Annotated in this window: 18 protein-coding genes; 4 read left to right on the forward strand and 14 right to left on the reverse strand. The window is 68.5% G+C overall.

Annotation, left to right across the window (positions count from 1 at the left end):
* Nucleotides 1-31: 31 nt before the first annotated feature.
* Nucleotides 32-1,906, reverse strand: a complete 1,875-nt coding sequence (locus BKK80_RS03605) for a tetratricopeptide repeat protein (RefSeq protein ID WP_071068595.1) — start codon at nt 1,904-1,906, stop codon at nt 32-34.
* Between the two features lie 175 nt (nt 1,907-2,081).
* Between BKK80_RS03605 and mutM the strand changes: the two genes are divergently transcribed.
* The 3 genes from mutM (at nt 2,082) to mutY (ending at nt 6,517) form a co-directional block, all read left to right on the forward strand.
* Nucleotides 2,082-2,969, forward strand: coding sequence for a bifunctional DNA-formamidopyrimidine glycosylase/DNA-(apurinic or apyrimidinic site) lyase (gene mutM, locus BKK80_RS03610; RefSeq protein ID WP_071068596.1), 888 nt, complete (start codon nt 2,082-2,084; stop codon nt 2,967-2,969).
* 231 nt (nt 2,970-3,200) lie between these two features.
* Nucleotides 3,201-5,153, forward strand: a complete 1,953-nt coding sequence (locus BKK80_RS03615) for a dynamin family protein (protein ID WP_071068597.1) — start codon at nt 3,201-3,203, stop codon at nt 5,151-5,153.
* A 185-nt stretch (nt 5,154-5,338) separates the two neighbouring features.
* Nucleotides 5,339-6,517 carry an A/G-specific adenine glycosylase gene (gene mutY / locus BKK80_RS03620; protein ID WP_071010913.1) on the forward strand — a complete coding sequence of 393 codons (1,179 nt, stop codon included), beginning with the start codon at nt 5,339-5,341 and terminating at the stop codon, nt 6,515-6,517.
* A gap of 59 nt (nt 6,518-6,576) precedes the next feature.
* Here mutY and BKK80_RS03625 read toward each other — a convergent pair whose 3' ends face one another.
* From BKK80_RS03625 to BKK80_RS03675, 11 genes are all read right to left on the reverse strand, one after another.
* Nucleotides 6,577-7,251 (reverse strand): LON peptidase substrate-binding domain-containing protein, encoded by a 675-nt coding sequence (locus BKK80_RS03625; RefSeq protein WP_084084615.1) that lies wholly within the window; start codon nt 7,249-7,251, stop codon nt 6,577-6,579.
* Nucleotides 7,252-7,317: 66 nt separating this feature from the next.
* Entirely contained in the window at nt 7,318-8,205 is an 888-nt protein-coding gene (gene rapZ / locus BKK80_RS03630) for an RNase adapter RapZ (protein WP_071010914.1), read from the reverse strand.
* 110 nt (nt 8,206-8,315) lie between these two features.
* Entirely contained in the window at nt 8,316-8,621 is a 306-nt protein-coding gene (locus tag BKK80_RS03635) for a PsiF family protein (protein WP_071016037.1), read from the reverse strand.
* Nucleotides 8,622-8,797: 176 nt separating this feature from the next.
* A complete protein-coding gene (gene hprK, locus BKK80_RS03640) occupies nt 8,798-9,769 on the reverse strand; it encodes an HPr(Ser) kinase/phosphatase (protein ID WP_071010915.1) in 972 nt (323 codons plus the stop codon).
* A gap of 79 nt (nt 9,770-9,848) precedes the next feature.
* Nucleotides 9,849-10,304, reverse strand: coding sequence for a PTS IIA-like nitrogen regulatory protein PtsN (gene ptsN, locus BKK80_RS03645; RefSeq protein WP_071010916.1), 456 nt, complete (start codon nt 10,302-10,304; stop codon nt 9,849-9,851).
* A 385-nt stretch (nt 10,305-10,689) separates the two neighbouring features.
* Nucleotides 10,690-11,040, reverse strand: a complete 351-nt coding sequence (gene hpf / locus BKK80_RS03650) for a ribosome hibernation-promoting factor, HPF/YfiA family (protein ID WP_071010917.1) — start codon at nt 11,038-11,040, stop codon at nt 10,690-10,692.
* Between the two features lie 49 nt (nt 11,041-11,089).
* The gene (locus BKK80_RS03655) at nt 11,090-12,565 is read right to left on the reverse strand and encodes an RNA polymerase factor sigma-54 (protein ID WP_071010918.1); all 1,476 of its coding nucleotides are present in this window, start codon (nt 12,563-12,565) and stop codon (nt 11,090-11,092) included.
* 100 nt (nt 12,566-12,665) lie between these two features.
* Entirely contained in the window at nt 12,666-13,460 is a 795-nt protein-coding gene (gene lptB / locus BKK80_RS03660) for an LPS export ABC transporter ATP-binding protein (protein ID WP_071010919.1), read from the reverse strand.
* Nucleotides 13,461-13,515: 55 nt separating this feature from the next.
* Nucleotides 13,516-14,142: a lipopolysaccharide transport periplasmic protein LptA gene (lptA, locus tag BKK80_RS03665; protein WP_071070655.1), complete on the reverse strand. Its 627-nt coding sequence runs from the start codon at nt 14,140-14,142 to the stop codon at nt 13,516-13,518.
* A 57-nt stretch (nt 14,143-14,199) separates the two neighbouring features.
* The gene (lptC, locus tag BKK80_RS03670; RefSeq protein ID WP_071068598.1) at nt 14,200-14,829 is read right to left on the reverse strand and encodes an LPS export ABC transporter periplasmic protein LptC; all 630 of its coding nucleotides are present in this window, start codon (nt 14,827-14,829) and stop codon (nt 14,200-14,202) included.
* Nucleotides 14,830-14,845: 16 nt separating this feature from the next.
* A complete protein-coding gene (locus BKK80_RS03675) occupies nt 14,846-15,829 on the reverse strand; it encodes a KpsF/GutQ family sugar-phosphate isomerase (protein ID WP_071038473.1) in 984 nt (327 codons plus the stop codon).
* 151 nt (nt 15,830-15,980) lie between these two features.
* Here BKK80_RS03675 and BKK80_RS03680 point away from each other — a divergent pair, with 151 nt between their 5' ends.
* A complete protein-coding gene (locus tag BKK80_RS03680; protein WP_071010921.1) occupies nt 15,981-17,960 on the forward strand; it encodes a monovalent cation:proton antiporter family protein in 1,980 nt (659 codons plus the stop codon).
* A 41-nt stretch (nt 17,961-18,001) separates the two neighbouring features.
* Here BKK80_RS03680 and BKK80_RS03685 read toward each other — a convergent pair whose 3' ends face one another.
* The gene (locus tag BKK80_RS03685) at nt 18,002-18,451 is read right to left on the reverse strand and encodes a ribbon-helix-helix domain-containing protein (protein WP_083383928.1); all 450 of its coding nucleotides are present in this window, start codon (nt 18,449-18,451) and stop codon (nt 18,002-18,004) included.
* Between the two features lie 55 nt (nt 18,452-18,506).
* Nucleotides 18,507-19,085: a DJ-1/PfpI family protein gene (locus tag BKK80_RS03690; protein ID WP_071068599.1), complete on the reverse strand. Its 579-nt coding sequence runs from the start codon at nt 19,083-19,085 to the stop codon at nt 18,507-18,509.
* Nucleotides 19,086-19,088: the final 3 nt, after the last annotated feature.

Consider the following 19,088-nt stretch of genomic DNA (forward strand, 5'->3'; position numbering starts at 1 on the left):
GGTGGACGCGGCCCCGCGCGGGCGGCCGGGATTACTTGGTGAGCGTCACGTTGTAGCGGCGCAGGGTATCGATCAGGACTTCATTGTCGGGCTCGGTCTTGGCCGCCTCGGCCCACATCTGTCGTGCTTCCTCGCGCTGGCCGAGCTGCCACAGTACTTCGCCGAGGTGCGCGCCGATCTCGGCTTCCGGCGCCTTGGCGTAGGCATTGCGCAACAGCTCCGCGGCGGGCTGGAGCTGGCCCAGCCTGAACTTGACCCAGCCGAGGCTATCCATGATGTAGGGGTCGTCCGGGCCGAGCTCGGAAGCCTTTTCCAGCAGCTTGAGCGCCTCGGGCAGGCGCTGGTTGCGGTCGGCCAGCGAATAGCCCAGCGCGTTGTAGCCCTGCTTCTGGTCGGGCTGCAGGGCGATCACCTTGCGCAGGCCCTTCTCCATGCTGTCATAGCGCTTTTCGCGCTCGTCCAGCATGGCCAGCTCGTAGATCCAGTCGGCGTTGTCGGGTTCGGCCGCGATGCGCTCGCCGAGCGCCTTGCGGGCCCGGTCGTAGGCCTTGGCGTCGAGCAGCATGGCGATCTCGGCCTGGCGGATCGCGGTCAGGCGTTGGCCGCGCAGCACCGGGTCGGAGATGTCCTCGGTGTCGGCGATCATGTCGGCGTAGACCGCATCCGCCTCGTCGAGCTTGCCCATGCGGGCCAGCAGCTGCGCACGCTTGACGGCGACCGCCGTTTCCAGCCGGCTGTCGTCGATGCGGTCGAGCCAGCCGAGCGCGCCCTGGTAATCCTTGCGCTGCTCGGCGATCTCGGCGAGGTATTGATAGGCCACGTCGGGGCTGGCGCCCGGTACCGTTTCGACCAGGCGCAGGTACTCCTTCAGGTATTGCTCGGCCTCGCCGTAGCGCTTGGCCTGCAGGCTGGTCAGGCCGAGCGCGAGCGGCACGCGTGGATCGGTCGGCGCGATCTTGCGCAGGGTCTCGAATTCCTTGCGTGCCGGGGCGGTTTCGCCGCGCTGCAGGTAGAGGCGCGCCAGCATGATGTGTCCGTTGACGGAGCCCGGGGCCTTGGCCAGGAAGCGCTGCAGGCCCGCGATGGCCTCGCCGGGCGCGCTGTCGGCCCGCAGTTCCGCCGCCATCAGCGCTGCTGCCTCATAGCCGGGGCGCAGGCGCAGGGCCTCGTCCAGGGCGGCCAGCGCGCCGGGCACATCCCCGGCGGTCTCGCGGGCGCGGGCCAGCGCCAGCTGGGTTTCGGGCAGGCGGGCATCATTGGCCGTCAGGCGCTGCAGCATTGCCGCGGCGCCGGCCGGATCGGCGGTGCGCGAGAGCTGCTGCTGCAACTGGAGGATGGCTTCCGGGCGCTGGCTGGCCGGCGTCTCGGCCAACTGGTGGGCCAGCAGGGGCTCGGCATCTTCCCAGCGGCCGCTCAGTACCAGCAGCGTCGACAGCACCTGGCGCGCGGGTCCCGAGCGCGGCGCGAGGTCGGTCCACAGGCGTGCCGCATCGAGCGCCTGTTGCGAGAGCCGCGCACTGAAGGCGATCTCCGTGGCGCGCTGGGCGAAGCGCGGGTCGCGCGTATCGCGCGCCAGGTCCATGTAGGTGCGGTAGGAGGGGCCGATCAGTCCGCGCTGCAGGGAGACTTCCGCGGCCAGCACGCGGTAGAAGATGTCCGAGGTCAGGGGCACGTCCGGCAGCACGGCCTTGGCAGCGCGCTGCGCGGTGGCATTCTCGTCCGCCGCGCGGGCGGCCGGGGCCGCGTGCGCGGTGCCGGCGAGGCCCAGCGTGGCCACGGCACCGAGCAGGAGTGCCTGGCGCAGCGCCTGCGCGCCGGCACGCATCCGGGGGCGGGAGGTTCTGGGAGCGCCTGCGCGAGCTTTGGGCGTGGAGTCGATCGAGTAGCGATCCTGGCGGTCCGACATGTTGGGATGGGCTCCGGCAACCGGTGGTGATCAAATGGTTAGGGGCATTGTAGCGTGCCGCTACAATGCCCGGCTGTGCGCCTGCCGACGGACCGGGCGGGGCGCGCAGGCTTTCCCGGCCGACGCGAGCGGCGCGGGGAACAAGACTTGGAACGCTTGCGGAAGGAGAGGTTCGATGCCCGAGTTGCCCGAGGTCGAAGTGACCCGGCGCGGTCTGCTGCCCCATGTGACGGGGAGGCGCATCGCTGCCGTGACGGTGCGCCACCGCGGCCTGCGCTGGCCGGTGGAGCCCGGGCTGGAAGCGAGGCTGGCGGGCCGCGTGATCCGCCGCATCGAGCGGCGCGGCAAGTACCTGCTGCTCGAGTGTGCCGACCCGGCCGGGAACGCGGGCATGGATACGCAGGCCACGGGCTGGCTCATCATCCACCTCGGCATGACCGGCACCTTGCGTGTCCTGCCCGAGGCCCCGCCGCCGGGGCCGCACGATCACGTCGACCTGGACCTGGAGGCTGCCGAGGCCGAAGGCGTGCCGCCGGCGCCCGTGGTGCTGCGCTTCCGCGATCCGCGGCGCTTCGGCGCGGTGCTGTGGAGCCCCTTGCCGGAGTCGGAACTGGCTGCCCATCCGCTGCTGCGCGGGCTCGGCATCGAGCCCTTCGATGCCGGCTTCGATGGCGCGTGGCTGCATCGGCATACGCGCGGGCGCAGCGCCGCCATCAAGACCGTCCTGCTGGCCGGGGACATCGTGGTCGGCGTCGGCAATATCTACGCCTCCGAGAGCCTGTTCCGCGCGGGCATCCATCCGACCACGCCGGCCGGCCGGCTGAGCCGCGCGCGTTGCGAGCGGCTCGCCGCGGCGGTGCGCGAGATCCTGGCCGAGGCCATCGCGCGCGGCGGCAGCACCTTGCGTGACTTCGTCGGCAGCGACGGCTCCAGCGGCTACTTCCAGCTCGACTGCTGCGTTTACGATCGCGCCGGCAAGCCGTGCCGGACCTGCGGCACCCCGATCCGGCAGATCGTGCAGGGCCAGCGCTCCACCTTCTACTGTCCACGCTGCCAGCATTGACCGCGCCCGGTCCCGGGCATGTCGCGCCGGCGCCTCCAGGGGCCGCCGGCGCGCCGCCCCGGCGGGACGATGGCGCGGCGCAACAGTCGGGCGGAATCCGCCCGCAAATCCACCGGGCGGCGCCGTAAACCTGTATCGTGTGCCCTGTCATGGAGTGTTACAAAAAAGTGTCCACGCGGGCTGCCGGTGCCGCGTCGGGCGCCGCCACAGGACATCGAGTCGAGCCACCAAATGACAACGACCCTCGCCCATCAATTCGAACAATACGGCGCCTGGCGGACCGGGGTGCTGAGTGCCCTGGCTGAGTTCCAGTCCTGCCTGCAGCAGTTCGACCTCTATGATGCGCAGGCGGAGGAGCGGGCGCAGCGCATCCAGAACGTACTGAAGAGCGACCGGCTCAAGGTCGCCTTCATCGCAGAGTTCTCGCGCGGCAAGAGCGAACTGATCAACGCCATCTTCTTCGCCGACTACGGCCGCCGTATCCTGCCGTCCTCGGCCGGGCGGACCACCATGTGCCCGACCGAACTGCGCTGCGACGAGCAGGAGGCCCCTTGCATCCGCCTGCTGCCCATCGAGACGCGGCTGCAGGACGCTTCCACCGCTGACTTCCTGGAGGCCGGCGCGGCCGCAGGGCACTGGCATACGGTGCCGCTCGACCCGTCCTCGCCCGAGGGGATGCTGTCGGCCTTCCAGCATGTGGTCGAGACCATCCGCGTGACGCGTCCGGTAGCCGAATCGCTGGGCCTGTACCACGAGGACGATCCCGATGCGGCCTATGCGGTCGACGCCGATGGCATGGTCGAGATCTCCCGCTGGCGCCATGCCGTCATCAACTTCCCGCACCCGCTGCTGCGCCAGGGCCTGGTGATCCTCGACACGCCGGGCCTGAACGCCATCGGCACCGAGCCCGAGCTGACGCTGCGGCTGATTCCCGATGCGCACGTGGTGGTCTTCGTGCTGTCCGCCGACGCGGGCGTGACCAAGAGCGACCTGGAGCTGTGGCGCAGCCACGTCGGCGCGGGGCATCGCAAGGGTTGCCTGGCGGTGCTCAACAAGATCGATGGCCTGTGGGATCCGCTGCGCAGCACCGAGCAGACCGAGCAGGAGATCGCGCGCCAGGTCAGCTCCAGCGCGCAGGTGCTGGGTATCGACGAGGCGCGCGTCTATCCGGTGTCGGCACAGAAGGGCCTGGTGGCCAAGGTCACCCGCGACGACATGTTGCTGGCACGCAGCGGCATCCCGCGCTTCGAACAGGTGCTGTCCGAGCAGTTGATCCCGCAGCGGCGCGAGATCGCTGCCGAGCAGGTCGAGCGCTCGGTCGAGGAAATGGCGCGCGGCGCGCAGCAACTGCTGCAGGGCCGGCGCCGCGATATCGTCGAGCAGCTGTTCGAGCTGCGTGGCCTGCGCGGCAAGAACCACGCGATGGTCAAGCACATGCTGCTGCGCGTGCAGTCAGAGAAGGAGGAGTTCGAGCAGAGCATCGCCAAGTTCCAGGCGCTGCGCATCGTGTTCGGCCGCCACAGCGCGGAAATCATCCGGAGCCTGCAGTTGCGCGACGTGCGCGCCATCATGCGCGGCGCGCGCGAGCAGATGAAGGAGCGCTTTTTCTCGCGCGGCCTGCGCGACGAAATGGAGCTGCTGTTCGAGCGGCTGGGCACCCTGGTGGAGGAGGCCAATGCCCGCATCGTCGAACTGCACCAGCTGATCGACGGCATGTACCGCCGCTTCAACGCAGAGCATGGTTTCACGCTGCCCGCGCCGATCCAGTTCCTGACGGCGCGCTATGCCGGCGAGCTGCGGGACATCCTGGCGCTGACCCACAGCCACTTCGGCGCGGTCAGCATGCTGACGCGCTCGCGTCCGCAACTGGTGCAGGGCGCGTTCGCCGCCATTGCCAGCCGCGTGCTCGATGTCTTCCGCGACCTGAACCGCGACATCGAGGTCTGGCTGAAGTCGGTGATGACGCCGCTCGAGGCACAGGTTCGCGAGCACCAGAAGCAGCTGCGGCGCCGCGTCGACTCGATCGAGCGCATCCACGAGGCGACCGACACGCTGGAGAACCGTATCGCCCAGCTTGAGGAGGTGCTCAACGGGCTCGACGAGCGTAGCGGGCGTATCGCCTATTTCGCGCGGCATGTGCCACGGCCCGAGGCGGAAAACGCATCGAGCGTGCGGGCAGCGTGACGCGCCGGGCGCCTGACGCCGGCGCGCGCGGCAGGGGCGGGTGAGGCTGTATCATGTGGCGCGCCACGCGGCGGCACCGGCCGTCCCGCGCGGCCGCCCTGCCACCAGCTCCTGTCTTTCGTAGCCGTTCTTCGCAGCCGCTTTTCGCAGCCGCTTTTCTCAGCCGTTTCCAGTCGCCTCCCGCCATGCCCCGCAAGCCCGCCAGCACAATTCCCGCCGACGCCAACGATCCTGAGGTGCCAGCCGATTTCGGCATGCGCGTGGTGCATTGGCAGCGCGCCCATGGCCGCCACGACCTGCCCTGGCAGAACACCCGCGATCCTTACCGGATCTGGCTGTCCGAGATCATGCTGCAGCAGACCCAGGTCAGCGCCGTGATCGACTACTACCAGCGCTTCATGGCCAGCCTGCCGACCGTCGAGGCGCTGGCGGCCGCGCCGGCCGACGAGGTCATGGCGCTGTGGGCCGGCCTGGGCTACTACTCGCGCGCGCGCAACCTGCACGCCTGTGCCCGGCAGGTCGTGGCCGAGCACCAGGGGCGTTTCCCGACCGATCCCGCCGTGCTGGTCACGCTGCCGGGCATCGGCCGTTCCACCGCGGCGGCGATCGCTGCCTTCAGCGCGGGCGTGCGAACCCCCATTCTCGATGGCAACGTCAAGCGTGTGTTCGCGCGCTTCTTCGGGTTGCACGGGCACCCGGGAGAGCGCGCCGTGGAGGCGTGCATGTGGCGGCTGGCCGATGCCGCCTTGCCACCGGCCGGGGCGGAGCAGGCGCGCGACATGGTGTCCTACACGCAGGGCCTGATGGATCTCGGCGCCACCATCTGCTCGCGCGGCCGGCCGGCCTGCCTGGCCGACGTCTCCGCCTGTCCGCTGGCTGACGGTTGCGTGGCGCGGCGCGACGGCCTGACGGGGGTGCTGCCGAGTCCCAAGCCGCGCGCCGCGCAGCCCGAGCGCAGCACGGTGATGGTGATGCTGCGGCGCGGCCGCGAGATCCTGCTGACACTGCGCCCCGGCAGCGGCATCTGGGGCGGCCTGTGGAGCCTGCCCGAACTGCCGGTGGAACAGGTCCCCTTTGATGCCGAACAGGCCGAGGATGCCGCGCTCGCCTATGCGCACGGCCATGGCACGCCGTCTCGCGCGGTATTCTCCGGTGAATTGACCCACGTTTTCACGCATTTCCGCCTGCTGATCCGGGCGGTCCGCGTCGACATGGCGGCGCCCGCCGTGCGCGATGGCGATGGCCCGGCCGAGGCCGCGGCACCGGCATGGCGCTGGGTCGCGCTGGACCAGCTGGATGGGGTTGGCGTGCCGGCGCCGGTGCGCAAGCTGCTGCTGGCACAGGCGGCACCCGGCCTGTTCTGAGCCACGCGGCCGCGCACAGGCCCGGCGTGGCCGGACGGGGCGGGGCGGGGCGGGACGGACTAGACGATGTGGTGCTGCCGCATGTAGCGGTGCACGATCTCGATGCGCATGCCGGCATCGGGCAGGGCCATCAGCATCTGCTTGGCCTTGAGCGGAACCGGCAGCAGTTCGCACAGCCGGTTCGCGATCCAGCCCGGATCGTGCCAGCGTTGCGGTTCCGTGAACAGCTTCCTGCCTGACGCCTCGGCGTGGACGGCCGCGACGATGCGGCGCAAGGCGGCGGTGCATTCTCCGAGCAACTCTTCCTTGCAGTCGAGCACGTCGGGCGGCAGCGTTTCGGCGCGCGCCACCAGCAGCCCATCCTCGCGCGTGCCGTGCTCGAGCGTACGGAAGCGCTGGGTGCCGTGCGTCTCGATCAGCAGCACGCCCAGCTGCTCCATATTGCAGTCGACGATCTCGGCCAGGCAGCCGATCGCTTCGGGTACGGTGACGCTGCCGGGTGCGGCCACCTCCTCGCCACTCTGGATCAGGCAGACACCGAAAGGCGTGCCGTCACGCAGGCAGCGGCGCACCATGTCGACATAGCGCGGCTCGAACACGCGCAAGGGCAGGTGGCCATCGGGAAACAGGACGGTGTGCAGCGGAAACAGCGGCAGGGATTCCAGCGTCTGCGTCTCCGTGCCGGAAGCGGCACCGGCGGCGCCGGCGGGACTGCCTGGTTGGGTGGGAGCCATGCGCAAGCCAGCAAGGGCCTGGGGCGGTTGCCGCCTCGGGCCGGGAGCAGGGACGCCGGGCGGCCTTCAGCCGGCCGGCACGAGTTCGCGGTGCCTCACCAGCACATTACCATGGGCGCGGAAATAGCTGGCGAGCCTTTCCACAATATAGACGGAGCGGTGCTGCCCGCCAGTGCATCCGATCGCCACGGTCAGGTAGCTGCGGTTGTCGGCGATGAAACTCGGCAGCCACTTTTCCACATAGCTGCGGATATCTTCCGCCATCTCCAGCACCATCGGCTGGCTTTCCAGGAATTCCATCACCGGCACGTCGCGCCCGGTCAGCGGCCGCAGCGCGAGATCGTAGAAGGGGTTAGGCAGCGAGCGCACGTCGAAGACGAGGTCAGCGTCGCTCGGCACGCCATGCTTGAAGCCGAACGACTCGAACAGCAGGGTCAGCTGCAGCGGCTCGTCGCGGATGATTTCCTTGATCCAGGCGCGCAGGGTATTGGTGCGCACGCTGCTGGTGTCGATGCGGTGGGCAGACTCGGCCAGCGGATTGAGCAGTTCGCGCTCCATCTCGATGGCCTCGATCAGCGAGGTGTCGCTGAGCGCCGGCTCAGGCGCGGGCGACTGCCCGGTATCGTCGGCACGGATCGAGAGCGGGTGGCGCCGCCGCGTTTCCGAGTAGCGCTGCACCAGCGCCTCGGTATTGGCGGTGAGGAAGATGACCTGCACCCGGTGCTCGGCACGCAGGTTGCGCAGCACGTCGGGCAGCTGGTCGAGCGACTCTCGGCTGCGTACGTCGATCGCGACGCCCAGGTGGGTGTGGCCCTGCGATGCCAGATAGCGGGCAAGTTCCGGCAGGAATTGCGCGGGCAGGTTGTCCACGCAGTAATAACCTGCGTCCTCGAGCACATTCAGTGCGACGGACTTGCCGGAGCCGGAGATCCCGGTGATAAGAATGATGCGCATAGCACGGCAAGCATAGCATCAGCGCATGTCGCCGTCATGACCGCCGCCCGGCGCTGCCGCGGGCGTGCCAGGCGGGGCCGGCGGGGGGCTCCGCCAGCGCCCTGAGGTCCTTACTTGGACAGGCAGTCCTTCATGAAGGACTTGTAGTCATCCCCCTTCTTGCCCTTGCCTTGCTTGCTGCAGGCCGACATCTTCTCCTGCTGGGTCATCGGCGCCGCCGCCGCGGCCGGCTTGTTGGACAGGCAATCCTTCATGAAGGTCTTGCGCTCGTCGCCCTTCTTGCCGGAGGCCTGCGTATTGCAGGCTTTCATCTTGTCCTGCTGGGAGTTGGCCGCCGCGGGCGCCGAGCCTTGGGCGAATGCTCCCGTGGCGAACAGCGGGGTCAGCAGTGCACAGATCGCGATCATCTTCTTCATGCTCTTCTCCTGGCTGTGGAAGACTTCATGGCCGCGTGCCATGCCGGCGCCGCGGTGTCTGACTGGGCTCGATGCCCACTACCGCACACAACGGCGCGCCGCCGGCCTGCGTTGACGGCCGCGCCCGTGTTCCTGTAAGCAATTGCAAGCAGCGGCCGGCGGCATGCCGGCCGGCGTCAGAGCAGTCTTCCCTGGCCCCGCGAGACCGCGTCGGCCTGCATCGCGGCCCGCTGGCGGTCCATGAAGTCGCGCAGCGTGTCGATGCCGCGCAGGCGCAGGATGGTGTTGCGCACCGCAGCCTCGACCAGCACCGCCAGGTTGCGGCCGGCCGCAACCTGGATCTTCACCATGTGGATCGGCAGGCCCAGTACGTCCAGGTACTGCGAATCGAGCGGCAGCCGCTCGAACTCGCCGTCGTTGCGGCGCACCAGTTGCACCACCAGCTTGAGCTTCATCTTCCGGCGCACCGCCGTCTCGCCGAAGATGGTCTTGATGTCGAGCAGGCCCAGGCCGCGCACCTCGAGCAGGTTCTGCAGCAATGGCGGGCAGCGTCCTTCGACGAAGTCCGGACCCAGGCGCACGAAGTCGACCGCGTCATCGGCCACCAGGCCGTGGCCGCGCGAGATCAGTTCCAGGCCCAGTTCGCTCTTGCCCAGGCCAGATTCGCCCATGATCAGCACGCCCATGCCGAGAATGTCGAGGAATACCCCGTGCATGGTCACGCGCGGCGCCGAGATGCGCGACAGGTAGAGGCGCAGGTGGTCGATCACGGCCGCCGAGGATACCGGCGTGGTGAACAGCGGTGTGGAAGAGCGCGTGCAGCGCAGTTCCAGGTCGGGCGGTGGCTCCATGCCGTCGGCGACCACCAGGAAGGGCGGCTCGAGCAGGATCAGCTCGCCCATCTGCCGCTTGCGCATCTCGTCGTCCAGCCGCTGGTAGTAGGTGATCTCGGGTTTGCCGAGGACCTGGATGCGGTTGGGGTGGATCAGGTTCAGGTGGCCCACGAGGTCGGCGGCCGAGGTGGCTTCGCGGGCGAAATCCACGTCGAAGGCGCGATCCGCCCCCTCGAGACCCGCCACCCATGAGAGTTTGAGGTCGGCTGCGTTGTCGTCGAAGATGGACTGGGAAGAAACGCCGGTGAGTTCCATGCGGGGGAGTCTGGTGGGGCTGGAAAGCGCTAGGACCCGCCGCCGGTGCCTTGGCCCGCGCCTGCGGGCGGAGCGCCGGTCAGGGATGCCATTCGGTCAGGAGCTGGTGCACGGCTTCGGGCGTCGGCAGCGTGGCCAGGCCTTCGCGCATGTCGCGGTCGGACAGCAACTGGGCGATCTCCGACAGGATCTCGAGATGTTGCTGGGTGGCCTGCTCGGGTACCAGCAGGAAGATCAGCAGCGACACCGGCTTGCCGTCGGGCGATTCGAATGGGATCGGCTCGGCCAGACGCATGAAGGCGGCCAGCGGTTGCTTCAGGCCCTTGATGCGGCCATGCGGGATGGCCACGCCCGCGCCCAGCCCGGTCGAGCCCAGCGACTCGCGCGCGAACAGGTTGTCGGTGACCGTGGCCCGCGCCACGCCATGGTTGTTCTCGAAGAGGAGTCCGGCCTGTTCGAAGACGCGCTTCTTGCTGGTGACGCTGACGTCGAGTGTGATGTTGCCTGGCGGCAGCAATTTGGCCAAACGGTTCATGGCAGGTGCGCAGGGATTCCAGATAAGCGGCCCGGTGCGCTGCGCGCCCGGCCGGGTCAAAGAGGCGGAATATCCGCTCGCTCCGCCGGTCGGGCGCCGGCATGCGGAGTATCGGACCATTATAGAGCAGCCCGCCCGCCTTCTTGTGCGGCGCGCAAGCCGCGGTCCCGGCGGTAGCGGCGACTCATGTATTGGAGAGCATACACTGCGTCGCGCCACTTGCGAACTCCCCCGGACGAGGGCGTGTACGGGGCGTGCACGCGAGCCGGTCCGCCAAAAGCAAAAAACCGCGCTTTATGCGCGGTTCGTGGTCTGGCCCTTGTGCTGGTGGCCGACGGGCGGCCTCAAGGCAGATCAGGCAGATTGTTCTTATTGTTTTCTCTGGCTATTGCTGCATCTGTGCGGCAGCCATCTGGTACTTCACGGATTCCCGGTCGTGGCTCTGCACGCGGTCCTTGTACCGGATGACCTGACGGTCCAGCTTGTCGACCAGTGCGTCGATCGCCGCATACAGGTCTTCGTGGTGCGCCTCGACGAAGATGTCCTTGCCCTTCAGATGCAGATTGATTTCCGCGTACTGACGCCTGTCCTTTTCCTTGTGGTTGTCGACAGAGAGCAGCACGCTAACGCCGATGACTTGATCGAAATGCCTGACGATACGCTCCAGCTTCGTTTCCACGTACTCACGCAGGGGTGGCGTGATGTCCAGGTGGTGTCCACTGATCTTGAAGTTCATAGCGCTTCTCCTTCTGAAAGAGCCACACCAGGCAGGCGATGCGGCTCGGCTACAAAGACTTGCGGAGATTGACTGCCGGGATCTTCAGCGCTTCTCGGTACTTGGCGACCGTCCGGCGCGCCACGACGAAGCCCTGATCGCCCAGCAATTCGGCAATTCGGCTGTCGGACAGGGGATTCTTCGGGTCTTCGGCTCCTATCAGTTGCTTGATCAAGGCTCGGATAGCCGTTGATGAAGCAGCGCCGCCCGTTTCCGTGGACACATGGCTGCCGAAGAAGTACTTCAGCTCGAAAGTGCCCATGGGGGTGGCCATGTATTTGTTAGTCGTCACCCGAGAGATGGTTGACTCGTGTAATCCCAGTGTATCGGCAATCTCCCGCAAAACCAAGGGGCGCATCGCAATTTCACCGTGGCTGAAGAAGTTCTTTTGACGCTCGACAATGGCCTGTGCGACACGCAGGATGGTGTCGAAGCGCTGCTGGATGTTCTTGATCAGCCAGCGGGCTTCCTGCAGTTTCTGCTGCAGGCCGGCGGCACCGGATTCGCCCTTGGCGCCGCGCAGGATCTGCGCGTACATGTCGTTGATGCGCAGGCGCGGCATCACGTCGGGATTGAGTTGGGCGATCCAGCCGCTGCCGCTCTTGCGCACGAACACGTCGGGCACGACGAAGTCGGCCTGCGGACGGTTGTAGGCGTGGCCCGGATACGGTGCCAGCGAGCGGATCAGGTCATGTGCTGCCTTCAGCGCCGTCTCGTCCACCTGCAGCGCCTTCTTCAAGCGCGTGTAATCGCGCGCGGCCAGCAGTTCCAGGTGGTGGTTGACGATGCCCAGCGCCAGCTCGCGCTGCGGATGCGACAGCCGCCGCAGCTGCAGCGCCAGGCATTCGGCCGCATTGCGCGCTCCCACGCCGGGTGGATCGAAGCTCTGCAGCAGGGCCAGCATGGCCTGCACTTCCTCGATCTCGAACTCCAGCTCTTCGGGCAGCTCTTCGCAGATCTCCTCGAGCGTGGCGCTGAGGTAGCCGTCGTCGTCGAGCGACTCGATCAGGAAGATGGCCAGGCCCTTGTCGCGCGCCGAGATCTTCAGCGGCGCGAGCTGTTCCATCAGGTGCTCGCGCAGGGTCGGCTCGGCGTCGCGCAGTTGCAGCGGCGCCTTCTCGTCTTCGTCGCCCTGGGGGCGACGCGCGAAGTCGTCCAGGCTCCAGTCGCTGCCGTAGTCGTCGGCGCCGTCGCCGAAGCGCTCTTCATCGCCGCCGCCCTCGTCGCTGCGTGCCTCGCCATTGCCCTGCGCTTCGGCCGGGGCCGGCGCGGGTGCGCTCTGCACGTTGATGCTGCCATCGGCGGCCACCCGCAGCGGGCTCTCGATCCAATCGTTTTCGCGCTCGAGCAGAGGGTTTTCGATCAGGGCCTGCTCGACTTCCTGCTGCAGTTCGAGCGTGGAAAGCTGCAACAGCCGGATCGACTGCTGAAGCTGTGGCGTCAGTGCGAGATGCTGGGAAAGGCGGAGCTGAAGCGAAGGTTTCATGCGGCCTATTCTATGCCCATCCGCAGCGCGATGGAACGAAAATTGCTAACGTTCCTGCCGCTTTGTCGCGGTCCCGCGCCGGCGAGGCGCGGCCACCGCATCACATGCGGAAGTTCTCGCCCAGGTAGACCCGGCGCACCGATTCGTTGGCGATGATTTCCTGCGGGCGGCCCTCGGCCAGCACCGCGCCCTCGCTGATGATGTAGGCGTGGTCGCAGATGCCCAGCGTCTCGCGCACATTGTGGTCGGTGATCAGCACGCCGATGTTGCGCGCCTTGAGGAAGCTGACGATACGCTGGATCTCGCCCACCGCGATCGGGTCGACACCGGCGAACGGTTCGTCGAGCAGGATGAAGCGCGGGGCCGAAGCCAGCGCGCGCGCGATTTCCACGCGCCGGCGCTCGCCGCCCGACAGAGACAGCGCGGGATTCTGGCGCAGGTGGGCGATCTGCAGGTCGTCGAGCAGCGCGTCCAGGCGGCGCTCGATCTCCTGCGCCGACAGCGGCTTGCCGTCGACGATCTGCAGCTCCAGCACCGCGCGGATGTTCTCCTCGACGTTGAGCTTGCGGAACACCGAGGCCTCCTGCGGCAGGTAGGACAGGCCCATGCGCGCGCGCTCGTGGATGGCCAGGCCGCTCAGGTGCAGGCCGTCGAGCACGATGTCGCCTTCGTCCAGCGCCACCAGGCCGACGATCATGTAGAAGGAGGTGGTCTTGCCGGCGCCGTTGGGCCCTAGCAGGCCGACCACCTCGCCGCTCTTGACGTCGAGCGAGACGTCCTTGACCACCGTGCGCGAGCCATAGCGCTTCTTCAGGTGGCGTACCGTCAGCGTGCTGCCGCCGGCGGACTGGCCGTTGCTGGCGGTGGCGGCGGGGGCGGTCTGGGTATCGGTCATGAGGGCAGTGCGTTGGGAGCGCCTGGCGCGCTGGATGCGTTGCGTTCGGCTGGGTTCAGGACTTGGACGGCGCGGGTGCGGACTTCAGCTCCAGCGGCGGCGCTGCCGGCGCGCTGGCCGGCTGGCGCGGCGAGAGCACGGCGCGCACGCGTCCCGAGGAGGTCACCGCGCCTTTGTCGCCGCTGCTGCTGGCCGTGTAGTACTCGTTGTTGCTGTCGTAGGTGATCACGGCGCCGCGGATCTCGTCGATCTGCTTGCCGCCCGCCAGGCGCGCCATGCGGGCCTGGCCGATCAGCTTGGAGATGCCTTGCTTGCCGTCGTACTCGATGCGGTCGCCCCAGCCGTCGATGTACTCGTCGACGTTGTCGCGCTTCTGGCGGATATAGGCGAGCTTGCCCGGCTTGGCGGTGGCGATGGCGTACTGGTAGCCCTCGGGGTCGGTGCGCAGCTCGGCGGCGTCCGATTTCAGCACCATGGTGCCCTTGGTCAGGACCACGTTGCCGGTCAGCGTGTAGACCTGCTTGACGTCATCGTAGCTGGCGTTGTCGGCCTCGAGCACCAGCGGCTTGTCGCGGTCGGCGCGCTCGGCGTGGGCGGCCGGCGCCAGGCAGAGCGCGGCGGCCGCGGCCAGCAGGGCAGGCGAAATCCGGGCGCGGAACCACGTCTTCAAGGCAGGCATCATGATGGTGAGCGGATGGAGAAAGCGGCGGCTGCGGGTTGCCGCGCGCGGTTGCATGACTTAGGACCTCGGCGCGGGCGCGCCGCGCGGGGTGGTGACGATAGTGCCGCGCACGTTGCCGAACAATTGTACTTCGCGCGTGACGTTGTTGAAGAGCAGGCCGTTGGCGTTCATCACGGAGACGCCGCGGGTGAGCTGCACCGGTTTGTCGGTCTTCACGAGATCGTCGTTGACGAGGATCCGGAAGTACTCGGAGGCCGCGCTCATCTGCGGGTCCTGCGCCGGGTCGGGACCCTGCGCCCGCACGATGAGGCCGTTGTCGTAGAGGTCGATGACCGAGCCGTCCGCGTTCATCTTGCCGCGGTCGGCGCGGCCGCTCACCGGCGGGCGGCCCGGATCGTAGGAGCGCATCGCGGGGCGGGCGAACTCGTAGGTCTGGTCGTCCTCGAAGTGCACCATCTTGTCGCCGTTGAAGCGCAACTTGGTGTCGCCGTTCACGTCGAGTTCGGTGGCCGCGAAGCGGTCCATGTAGTAGTCGGGCTCGTGGCGTGCCGTCTTCGGGCCGGTCGCGGCTTCGCGCGGCGAGTTGATCTGCACGAGCCAGAACGTGCTGCCGGCGACCACCGCCATCAGCAGCATGGGCAGCGCGCGCATGGCGAGCCGGCTGAGGGAAGACAGGATGGATTGCATGGGCGCCCGACGTGCCTCAGATGACCTTGGCGCGGGTCAGGTCGTGGATGTGCAGCGCGCCGACCAGGCGCCCGCCCTCGTCCACCACCAGCAGCTGGTTGATGCGGTTGGCTTCCATCAGCTGTACCGCCTCGACCGCCAGCCGGTCCGGGCCGATGCTGCGCGGATTACGGTGCATGACGTCGCCGATCGGCACCGTCTTCCAGTCGCGCGGGGTCTCCAGCAGGCGGCGCAGGTCGCCGTCGGTGAAGACGCCGATGGCGCGGCCGTCGGCGTCGACCACCGCGGTCATGGCCATGCCTTTGCGCGTGATTTCCATCAGCGCCTGTGCCAGCGGCGTGCTTTCGCGTACCTCGGGCACGGCATTGCCGCTGCGCATCACGTCGCGCACATGGGTCAGCAGCTTGCGCCCGAGCGCCCCGCCCGGGTGCGAGCGGGCGAAGTCCTCTTCGCCGAAACCGCGCGCGTCCAGCACCGCCACCGCGAGCGCGTCGCCCAGCGCCAGTGCCGCGGTGGTGCTGGCGGTCGGGGCCAGGTTCAGCGGGCAGGCTTCCTTCTCGACACCGGCATCCAGGTGCACGTCCGCCAGCTTGGCGAGCGTGGAGGCAGGGTTGCCCGTCACCGAGATCAGGCGGGCACCGATGCGCTTGACGATCGGCACGATGGCGAGCAGCTCGCCGGTCTCGCCGGAATTGGAGAAGGCGACCAGTACGTCGTCGCGCGTCACCATGCCGAGGTCGCCGTGGCTCGCCTCGGCGGGGTGGACGAAGAAGGCGGGCGTGCCGGTGGAGGCCAGGGTGGCGGCCACCTTGCGGCCGATATGGCCCGACTTGCCGATGCCCGAAACGACCACGCGGCCGCTGCAGTGGAGGACGAGCTCCACCGCGCGCGCAAATTCGTGAGTCAGGCGGGCGGACAGTGCCGCCACGGCATCGGCCTCGGTCTGCAGGGTATTGCGAGCGAGCTGAAGTGCTCGATCGGCATCGAAATTGGCTATCATGGCGACGAAGTATACCAACGAATGCGATGGCGTCTGGCCCGTCCCACCAGGGGGGGCGTTCCCGGGCGGCAACCGCGCTTGCCGGGTCCCGCCGGCGGGCGGCCCGCGCCGGGCGGCCCGTGCGCCGGGCCGGCCCACCCAGAGCCTTTCGATGCATTCTCCGCTGGAACTCACTCTTGTGCTGCTGGCAGCCGCCGTATTCGGCGTGGTCGCCTTCCGCATGCTGCAACTGCCTCCCATGCTGGGCTACCTCGCGGTCGGCATCCTGATCGGGCCGCACGCGCTGGCGCTGGCCGGCGATTCGGGGCAGATCCAGTACCTGGCCGAGTTCGGCGTGGTCTTCCTGATGTTCTCGATCGGGCTGGAGTTCAGCCTCGGCAAGCTGCGCGCCATGCGGCGGCTGGTGTTCGGCCTGGGCGGGTCGCAGGTGGTGCTGACCATGCTGGCGGTGCTGCCGGCCAGCCTGCTGTTCAACTGGCTGTTCCACCTGAGCTGGCAGGCGGCCATCGCCATCGGCGGCGCGCTTGCGATGTCCTCCACTGCGATCGTCTCCAAGATGCTGTCCGAGCGCATGGAACTGGAGACCGAGCACGGCCGCAACATCATCAGCGTGCTGCTGTTCCAGGACCTGGCGGTGGTGCCGCTGCTGATCGTGATCCCGGCGCTGTCGCGCGACCCCGGCGACATGGCGGCCGCGCTGATGCTGGCGGCGGTGAAGATCGTGGTGGCGCTGAGCCTGATCTTCTACGTCGGCAAGAACCTGATGAGCCGCTGGTTCCACGTGGTGGCGGCGCGCCGCTCGCAGGAACTGTTCATGCTCAACCTGCTGCTGGTCACGCTCGGCATGGCCGCGCTCACCGAGCGGCTGGGCCTGTCGATGGCACTGGGCGCCTTCATCGCCGGCATGCTGATCTCGGAAACGCCCTACCGCCACCAGGTGGAAGAGGACATCAAGCCCTTCCGCGACGTGCTGCTCGGCCTGTTCTTCGTCACCATCGGCATGCTGCTCAATGTGCGCGTGGTGCTCGATCACCTGTGGCTGGTCCTGTTGCTGCTGCTCTTGCCCATCCTCTTCAAGTTCGTGCTGATCGCGCTGCTGGCGCGCGCCTTCGGCTCGCGCCAGGGCGTGGCCATGCGCACCGGCCTGGGCCTGGCGCAGGCCGGCGAGTTCGGCTTCGTGCTGCTGAACCAGATCGACGGACTGAACCTGCTCGACCCGGTGCTGACCCAGGTGATCCTGGCCTCCATGCTGCTGTCGATGCTGGCGGCGCCGTTCCTGATCCAGTACAGCGACGCCATCGTGCTGCGCTTCGCCGCCAACGAGTGGCTGCTGCAGTCCCTCAACATGACGCGTATCGCGGCGCAGAGCCTGCAGACCGAGAAGCACGCCATCATCTGCGGCTACGGCCGCAGCGGCCAGAACCTGGCGCGCATGCTGGAGCGCGAGGGCATCGGCTACGTCGCGCTGGACCTCGACCCCGACCGCGTGCGCGAGGCCGCCGCCGCGGGCGAGACCGTGGTGTACGGCGATGCCGGCCGGCGCGAGGCCCTGATCGCCGCCGGCATCCACCGCGCCGCGGCGCTGGTCGTCACCTACGCCAACACGCCCTCGGCGCTGCGGGTCCTGCACCATGTGCAGGAGCTGGAGCCGGGCTTGCCGGTGATCGTGCGCACGGTCGACGATTCGGAACTGGATGCCCTGCAGAAGGCCGGCGCCACCGAGGTGGTGCCCGAGATCATCGAAGGCAGCCTGATGCTGGCCTCGCACGCCCTGGTGCTGCTGGGCGTGCCGATGCGGCGCGTGGTGCGCGGTGTGCAGCAGGCGCGCGACGCGCGCTACAGCCTGTTGCGCGGCTACTTCCATGGCCGCGACGACGAGGAAGACATGCTCGAGCGCGATTCGGTGCGGCTGCGCTCGATCTCGCTCGGGGCGCAGGCCAGTTCGGTCGGCCGCCGCCTGGGTGCGCTGGGCCTGGCGCAGATGGGGGTGGAGGTGACCGCGGTGCGCCGCCGCGGTATCCGTGCCTTCGATCCGCAGGACGATACCGTGCTCGAGCCGGGCGACATCCTGGTGCTGCGCGGCCCGTCCGAGGCGCTGGACACCGCCGAACAGAGGCTGCTGGCCGGCTAGGCCGCTCAGGCGCGCTAGACCCGCTAGACCCGCTAGACCCGCTAGGCAGGCAACTGCCCGGCCTTGGCGCGCGCAACGGGTACGCGGCGGGCGGACCGTCCAGTTGCCGCTGCCGCGGCCGCGGCGGACGAGGGCGGCGTATCGACCCAGCCGGGTGGCAGGTCGCGCAGCACGGCGGCCGCATCGAGCGAACGGATCGGCACGCGCGGGTCGGCGGGGATGCGGCCCTCGCCCTGCAGCATCAGGTACCGCAGGCAGCACACACGCAGGAAGGACGAGAAATTCGCCACCTCGCCCCGGTGGGCGGCGAGTTCGTCATACAGCCGCGCGATCAGCTGGCTGACGCTCATGCCGTCGCGCTGCGCCAGTTCCGCCAGCACTTCCCAGAACAGTTTTTCCAGCCGGATGCTGGTGGCCACGCCATGCAGGCGCAGCGAGCGCGACTGGCATACGTAGGACTCCGGGTTGGCCCGGATGAAGATCTCGCACATCGGCAACTCCCGCGCGGGTGTGGCGCGCCAGGCCGGCGCGCCGCGTTCGGAAGCCCTAATGTACGATCCGCGTGCCCAGTACCGCAAGGAACTGCGCCAGCCAGGCCGGGTGCGCCGGCCAGGCGGGCGCGGTGACCAGCTTGCCGTCGGTATGGGCCTGGTCCACCGCGATCTCGGCATAGGTGCCGCCGGCCAGCCGTACCTCCGGTGCACAGGCAGGATAGGCCGAGCAGCTGCGGCCTTCGAGCACGCCGGCCGCGGCCAGCAGCTGGGCGCCGTGGCAGACCGCCGCGATCGGTTTGTCGGTGCCGGCGAAATGGCGCACGATCTCCAGCACGCGCGCGTTCAGGCGCAGGTACTCGGGGGCCCGGCCGCCGGGGATGAGCAGCGCGTCGTAGGCCGCCGGGTCCACTTCGGCGAAGGTGGCGTTCAGCGTGAAGTTGTGGCCGCGCTTCTCGCTGTAGGTCTGGTCGCCTTCGAAGTCGTGGATCGCGGTGGCGCACTGGTCACCCGCCTTCTTGTCCGGGCAGACGGCGTGCACGGTGTGCCCCACCATCTGCAGCGCCTGGAAGGGAACCATGGTCTCGTAGTCTTCGGCATAGTCGCCGACCAGCATCAAAATCTTCTTGGCCATTGC

The organism is Cupriavidus malaysiensis, assembly GCF_001854325.1.
GTDB lineage: Bacteria > Pseudomonadota > Gammaproteobacteria > Burkholderiales > Burkholderiaceae > Cupriavidus > Cupriavidus malaysiensis.